Annotated in this window: 6 protein-coding genes and 1 pseudogene; 2 read left to right on the top strand and 5 right to left on the bottom strand. The window is 75.4% G+C overall.

Annotated features, from left to right (window positions below):
* The coding region (locus tag VK640_09560) for a ferritin-like fold-containing protein (protein ID HTE73430.1) at positions 1-182 on the bottom strand (182 nt) is incomplete at its 3' end.
* Positions 183-309: 127 nt separating this feature from the next.
* On the opposite strand from VK640_09560, the gene VK640_09555 reads away from it, so the two are divergent.
* Complete coding sequence (locus tag VK640_09555; GenBank protein HTE73429.1) at positions 310-1,965, top strand: DEAD/DEAH box helicase; 1,656 nt, start codon at positions 310-312, stop codon at positions 1,963-1,965.
* A gap of 23 nt (positions 1,966-1,988) precedes the next feature.
* On the opposite strand, the gene VK640_09550 is transcribed toward VK640_09555, so the two are convergent.
* The 3 genes and pseudogenes from VK640_09550 to VK640_09540 all read right to left on the bottom strand — a co-directional run bounded on the left by VK640_09550 (position 1,989) and on the right by VK640_09540 (position 4,805).
* Positions 1,989-3,383, bottom strand: a complete 1,395-nt coding sequence (locus VK640_09550) for a helix-turn-helix domain-containing protein (protein HTE73428.1) — start codon at positions 3,381-3,383, stop codon at positions 1,989-1,991.
* A 361-nt stretch (positions 3,384-3,744) separates the two neighbouring features.
* The gene (locus tag VK640_09545; protein HTE73427.1) at positions 3,745-4,056 is read right to left on the bottom strand and encodes a hypothetical protein; all 312 of its coding nucleotides are present in this window, start codon (positions 4,054-4,056) and stop codon (positions 3,745-3,747) included.
* Positions 4,056-4,805 (bottom strand): annotated as a pseudogene (locus VK640_09540) (AAA family ATPase). Before VK640_09540 ends, VK640_09545 begins: the two are co-directional and overlap by 1 nt.
* A 62-nt stretch (positions 4,806-4,867) precedes the next feature.
* Here VK640_09540 and VK640_09535 point away from each other — a divergent pair.
* Complete coding sequence (locus VK640_09535) at positions 4,868-5,851, top strand: alpha/beta hydrolase (GenBank protein HTE73426.1); 984 nt, start codon at positions 4,868-4,870, stop codon at positions 5,849-5,851.
* Here VK640_09535 and VK640_09530 read toward each other — a convergent pair.
* Positions 5,770-6,642, bottom strand: a complete 873-nt coding sequence (locus VK640_09530) for a PD-(D/E)XK nuclease family protein (GenBank protein ID HTE73425.1) — start codon at positions 6,640-6,642, stop codon at positions 5,770-5,772. The two genes, VK640_09535 and VK640_09530, sit on opposite strands and share 82 nt — an antisense overlap.
* Positions 6,643-6,646 lie beyond the last annotated feature (4 nt).

The following is a 6,646-nucleotide window of genomic DNA, read 5'->3' as shown; positions in this document are numbered from 1 at the left end:
GCGGCGAGCGCCGCCTTGTCGGCGATGGAGGGAGCGAAGGACGCGTCGTCGGCGAGCCGCTCGAACGCGGTCAGCTCGCCGTAGGCGAGCGCGCCCAGGAGGTCGACCACTGCCAGCCGGTAGTCGGAGTCCCCCATCGGGTCGGTGGCCGGGTCGGCCGGCGGTTCGGTGAGCGCCTCCACGCGGCTCGACGAGGCGTCGGGCGGCTGCGTCGTCACGGTCCGCAGCGTATCGACGGTAGGGTGAGCGTGGAGCACGGACGCCCGGCCGCCGCCACGTCGGCAGCCCGCCCCGGCTCCCCCGAGTCGATTGAAGGGCACCGTCCTGACTATCCCCACGTTCGCCGACCTCGGCGTGCTCCCGGCCACGGTCGAGGCGCTCGAGGCCGTCGGCATCACCCACCCGTTCCCGATCCAGGCGCTGACCCTCCCGGTCGCCCTGCACGGGCACGACATCATCGGCCAGGCCAAGACCGGCACCGGCAAGACGCTCGGCTTCGGCATCCCGCTGCTGCAGCGGGTGGTCCTCGACGGCGAGGACCACGGCGACCCGGCGCTGCCGCCGCCTGCCGCGGGCAAGCCGCAGGCGCTCGTCGTGGTGCCGACCCGCGAGCTGTGCATCCAAGTGACCGGCGACCTCGAGAAGGCGGCGGCCCGCCGCAAGGTGCGGCTGCTCTCGATCTACGGCGGCCGGGCGTACGAGCCGCAGGTCGAGACTCTGCGCAAGGGGGTCGAGGTCGTCGTCGGCACGCCCGGACGGCTGATCGACCTGGCCCAGCAGGGCCACCTGGACCTCGGCCACGTGCGCACCCTGGTGCTCGACGAGGCCGACGAGATGCTCGACCTGGGCTTCCTGCCCGACGTCGAGAAGATCGTCCGGCTGGTGCCGGCCGGTCGGCAGACCATGCTGTTCTCCGCCACCATGCCGGGCGCGATCATCACGCTGGCCCGGTCGTACATGCATCACCCGACGCACATCCGCGCCGTCGACCCAGACGACGACGGCCAGACGGTGAAGGCCGTCGAGCAGCACGTCTTCCGGGCGCACGCGATGGACAAGGTGGAGATGCTCGCCCGCATCCTGCAGTCCGACGGCCGCGGGCTCACCCTGGTGTTCTGCCGAACCAAGCGCACCGCGCAGAAGGTCTCCGACGAGCTGGCCGACCGCGGCTTCGCCGCCGGCGCCGTGCACGGCGACCTCGGCCAGGGAGCGCGCGAGCAGGCGCTGCGGGCCTTCCGCAACGGCAAGGTCGACGTCCTCGTCGCGACCGACGTCGCGGCGCGGGGCATCGACGTGCAGGACATCACGCACGTCATCAACTACCAGTGCCCCGAGGACGAGAAGACCTATCTGCACCGGATCGGGCGCACCGCCCGGGCCGGCGCGTCGGGCAGCGCGATCACCTTCGTCGACTGGGACGACATGCCCCGGTGGTCGCTCATCGACAAGGCGCTCGACCTCGGCTTCGGCGAGCCCGAGGAGACCTACTCGACCTCCGACCACTTCTACGAGGAGCTCGAGATCCCGCGCGAGGTGACCGGCGTCCTGCCCCGCGCCAAGCGCACCCGGGCCGGGCTCGAGGCCGAGGAGGTGGAGGACCTCGGCGAGACCGGGCGGCGCCCGGCCGAGGGCCGCGGCCGGACGAGCGGGGGCGGACGCTCCGGTGGGTCCGGCGGGCGCTCCGGCGGCTCGGGCGGCTCCGACGGCTCCGGCGGGCGCTCCGGTGGCCGCGGCAGTCGGAGCAGAGGCGGGTCGGAGCGGCGGGACGCCGTGGCGGCCGGCCCGGACACGTCGGGTGCAGGCGGTGCCGCCGGTGCAGGGGGTGCCGCCGGCGCCGGCGGTGCCGCCGGTGACGGCGGGTCCGCCGAGCGCAAGCCGCGACGCAGCCGCAACCGCCGCCGCACCCGCGGCGGCCGCCCGGCCGAGGGCGGTGCCCCCACCGCCGGCGCCGGCACCGACAGCTGACCCGCCGGACCCGAACGACCGGCTCAGGGCCGGCCCGACCGGTCTCCGTCCGGCGCGTAGGCCACGTCGGGCGCTGCTCGCACACCCGCGTCGGTGAGGGCCTGCTGGTAGGCCAGTGCCGCGTCCTCGAGCAGCCCCAGCTGGGCGAACGCGTCGGCCAGCTCGCGCCAGGCCGCCGCGGCGTCGCGGGCCATCCGTAGCCCGGACATCCCGGCCGCCGCGGCCCGGTAGGCAGCGACCGCCTGGTCCCGGCGACCCAGCGCCAGCAGCGCCCGGGCCCGGACCAGGGTCGTGTGGGCGGTCTCCAGGCGGGGACCGCTGCCGAGCCGCCGCTGCGCCTCGTCCACCAGCGCGAGCGCCTCGTCCGGCCGGCCGAGCACCAGCTCGGCCCGGGCCAGCTCGGTCTCGCTGTAGGCGAGGTCGATCTCGCTCCCCACGTCGAGGAGCGCCTTGTGGGCGGCGCGCAGGAGCTCGCTGGCCTCCGCGGCGCGTGGCGGCAGCGACCGCAGCAGCAGCCAGGCGTAGGCGGTCCTCAGCCGGGCCAGGGCGCGCACGTCGTCGCCCTCGGCGTAGACCGCGATCGCCCGCTCGGCCAAGGTCAGCGCGGTCGGCAGGTCGTCGCGGCGCTCGGCGACCAGGCTGGCGTTCCAGTGCACCGCGGCCCGTCCCCGGGACGATCCGTGCTCACCCAGGGTCTGAAGCACCTCGAGGGCGACCGACTCGGCGCGCACCAGGTCGCCGCGCTCGAAGTACAGACCGAGCACCGTCGACGCGAGCTCGGCGTGCTGGTCGCTGCCGGCCAGGCCCAGCCGGCGGACCGACGCCAGGGTCCGCTCGCCCACGTCGAGGGCATAGGAGACGTCGCCGACCTCCCTGTAGCAGCGCACGACGTCGACCGTGAGCCGCAGCTGCTCGCCGTAGCGGCCGGCCGCGCCTGCTTCGGCACGCAGCTCCTCGAGCTCGCGGATCGCCTCCTCCAGCCGGCCCAGGGACTCCAGCGTCCTGGCCCGCAGGCGGCGGTGCCGCCATCGCTCGCTGTCGGAGACGGCTCCGAGGTGGCCCGCGACGGCGTCCATCTGGGTGAGGGCGTCGACCGGCTCCCCGTTGCGCAGGGCCAGGTCGGCGTAGTCGAGAGCCAGCCGGACCCGGTCCAGGTCCGCCGGGTCCTGGCCGTGGCGGAGGTAGTCGACGGTGCAGCCCAGCCGTTGGGCGAGGACGGACAGGGCCGCTCCGGTCGGTCGACGGCGACCGGACTCCAGCAGCGACACGTAGCTCGCGGAGAGGGCGTCACCACCGGCCTCGGCCTGCGACAGCCCGGCCTGGCGCCGCGCCTGGCGCAGTCGGGCGGGCAGCCCGCCCTCGCCCCCCATGGCGTCGGCCGGGCCGGTCGTGGTCGTGCTGGACCCGCCGTCGGGCACGTCTCGTCCTCCTTCGGCTGAGCAGGCGCGCGGTCGGCGCAGGCGGGGACCGCAGCGTCTCACCGGCGCCGTCACGAGGCTACCTAACAGAGATTGACCGTGCCGTTGACCAACCGAAGGTCAACCCTTTGACTCCTTGGGTCAAGTCCCATGACACAAGGAGTCATCATGCGTCGTATCCTGTGCGTGCTCGCAGTGCCCGTCCTCGTCGCTGCGCTACTGCTCGCCCCCTCCAGCGAGGCGGCGGTCGGCGCGAGGCCGGCGCTGCAGCACCCGCCGACCTGCTGCTAGCGGGCGGTGGCGGGCCGCAGGCCCGGGCCTCGCAGGGGAAGGCCCGGGCCCGTGGTCGGCCGCGAGCCGGTCAGAGGCGCAGGCCGAGGTGGACCCAGGTCCGCCTCCGGCACGCCGGGCACCGCAGCCACGAGGAGTGCCGGCCGCGCAGGAACGGCAGGTGCAGCGAGGGCAGCGCCAGTCCGACCAGTGCGCGCGGCGTCACCACCGTGGTCTGGCCGCAGCGGGAGCACTCGATCTCGACCGCGCCGAGCGCGGGCGGCTGCTCCGCGACGCTGTACAGCGCCCGGCGGCCCATCGGGTCCGAGGCTGCCGGCCGTACCCCGGCGGCCGGCGGGTCCACGCTGCGCCGGCGCAGCCGGTCGAAGCCCTGCTCGCTCACCCGAAGAGGCTCTCGGCCAGCACCCGGTAGGCGTCGGCACCCCGGGTCCGGCGGGCGGTCGTCAGCACCGAGCGGCCGGCGGCGGGCGCCTCGGCGAAGCGCACCGACCGGGGGATCGAGGGCTCGAGCACCTCGAGGTCGTAGCGGTCGGCCACGTCCGCCAGGACGGCCCGGGCGTGGTTGGTGCGGCCGTCGAACATCGTCGGCAGCACCCCCAGCACGCGCAGCGACGGGTTCAGGATCCGCTGCACGTCGTGGATCGTGTCCAGCAGCTGGCCGACGCCGCGGTGGGAGAGCATCTCGCACTGCAGCGGGATGATCACCTCGTCGGCGGCGGTGAGGGCGTTGAGGGTGAGCACCCCCAGCGATGGCGAGCAGTCGAGCAGCACGACGTCGTACGCCGGGGAGACCTCGGCCAGCGCGCTCCGGAGCACGTACTCGCGGCCGGCCCGGCTCAGCAGCGCCGCCTCGGTGCCGGCCAGCTCGATGGTGGCGGGGAGCAGGTCGACGCCGTCCTCGGTGGGCTGGATGGCCATCGCCGCGCCCACCCGCCCGAGCAGCACGTCGTGGACGCTGAGCTCGACGGCCTCGGGGTCCAGGCCGAGGGAGAAGGTGAGGCAGGACTGCGCGTCGAGGTCGACGAGCAGCACCTTGCGCCCCTGCTCGGCCAGTGCCGACCCGAGGGAGGCCACGGTGGTGGTCTTGGCCACCCCGCCCTTCTGGTTCGCCACGGCGATCGTCCGGGTCACGTCGGCCATTGTGCCCGTCCTGCACCGGGGCGCGTCACCCGCCGCCGGTAGCGTTCTGCCCTGTGAGCACCCCGCCGTTCGTCGATCGGCCCGCCGGGGTGGACCAGGTCCGGGTGCCGGCCGGCCGAGGCGACCTCGCCGCGCTGGTCGCCGCGCCCGACCGGCCGCCGCGCGACTCTGCGGGCGCCGAGGGCTCGCCGGCCGTCCTGGTGCCCGGCTTCACCGGGTCCAAGGAGGACTTCATCGCAGTGCTCGAGCCGCTGGCCGCCGGCGGTCACCGGGTGGTGGCTCTGGACCTGCGCGGCCAGTTCGAGTCGCCCGGCGACGGGGACGCCACGTCGTACGACGTCAGGTCACTCGCCGAGGACGTGCTCGCGGTGGCCCGATCGCTCGGGCGCCCGGTCCACCTCCTCGGCCACTCCTTCGGCGGGCTCGTCGCGCGCGCGGCCGCGCTGGCCGACCCGGCCGCGCTGCGCTCCCTGACGATCATGGGCTCCGGGCCGGCAGCGGTCCCGCACCCCGCGGCGAGCAACCTGCAGCTCATCGCCCAGGCGCTGCCGGTGATGGACCTGCCGACCATCTGGGCCGCCAAGCGCGAGCTCGAGTCACAGGTCGAGCCGGTCCCGCCGGACCCGCACATCGAGGAGTTCCTGCACCGGCGGTTCCTGTCCAACGACCCCGTCTGCCTCCTGCGGATGGCCGAGCAGCTGCTGACCGAGACCGACCGGGTCGACGAGGTGGCCGCCCTGGGCCTGCCCACGCTGTCGATGTGGGGGCCGGACGACGACACCTGGCCACCCGCCCTGCAGGCCGACATGGCGCGCCGGCTGGGCGCCCGCACCGCGGTCGTCGAGGGCTCCGGCCACTCCCCGGCGGCCGACCGGCCGGTCGAGACCGCCGCCGCGCTGCTGGAGTTCTGGGCCGAGGTCGACGCGTCGGGCCCGCGGGTCGACCGCACCGTGAGTCAGGCCACCGGCTCGGCCAGCCCCGACCACGGCTCCGCCGGCGCGACCGCCGCCGACCCCGCGGGGCAGACCCGCAGGTAGTCGCACCACCGGCAGGCCGGCGAGACGTCGGGCGGGAAGGCCGCGTCGGCCTCCTCGTCGCTGAGACCGGCCCGGTAGGCGGCGTCGGCCGCTGCTGCCTCACCACCCACGGACTCGGCGCGGCGCAGGTGCCGGTCCAGCGACTCGTCGGTGTGGTCGTGCGCCAGCACGTGACCCGACGGCAGGTGGTGCAGCTCGACCCGGACGCACGGCCGCCGCAGCGTGCGGGTCACGGCCAGCGCGTAGAGGGCGAGCGCGAGCGAGCTTCTGGCGTCGTACGACGTCAGCAGCCGACGGCCGGTCTTGTAGTCGACGACCACCACCTGGTCGTGCCCGTCGACCACGCGGCGGTCCAGGCGGTCGACCCGGCCGGACACCGCGAGGGCACCGGTGCTGGTGGCCACGGTGCGCTCGACGCCGAGCGGATCCTCGCCGGGGTCGAGGGTCGCGGCGTAGCGGGTGACCATCTCGCGGGCCCGGTCGCGCCACCGGGCCGACTGCACGTCGTCGCGGAAGCCCTCGTGCAGCCACACCTGGTCCAGCAGGCGGCCGGCGGCCTCCGGCGTGCGGGAAGCCGGGGCGAGCCGGTGCCAGCCGGCCATCGCCAGGTGCACGGCGGACCCCACGCTGTTGTGCGCCCACGGCGGGCCCTTGGGCGGCTGCGGCTTGTCGAGGTAGGTGAAGCGGTAGCGACGGCGGCAGTCGAGCCAGGTGGTGAGCCGGGTCGGTGTGCAGGCGAAGAGCCGCTTCGGCAGCCCCTCGAGGGCCAGCTCGGGCTGGCTCACCGACATGGCC

This window comes from Actinomycetes bacterium (assembly GCA_035489715.1).
Lineage (GTDB): Bacteria > Actinomycetota > Actinomycetes > JACCUZ01 > JACCUZ01 > DATHAP01.
The sequence above is the reverse complement of the archived record's forward strand: the minus strand, read 5'-3'. Positions and strand labels throughout refer to the sequence as shown.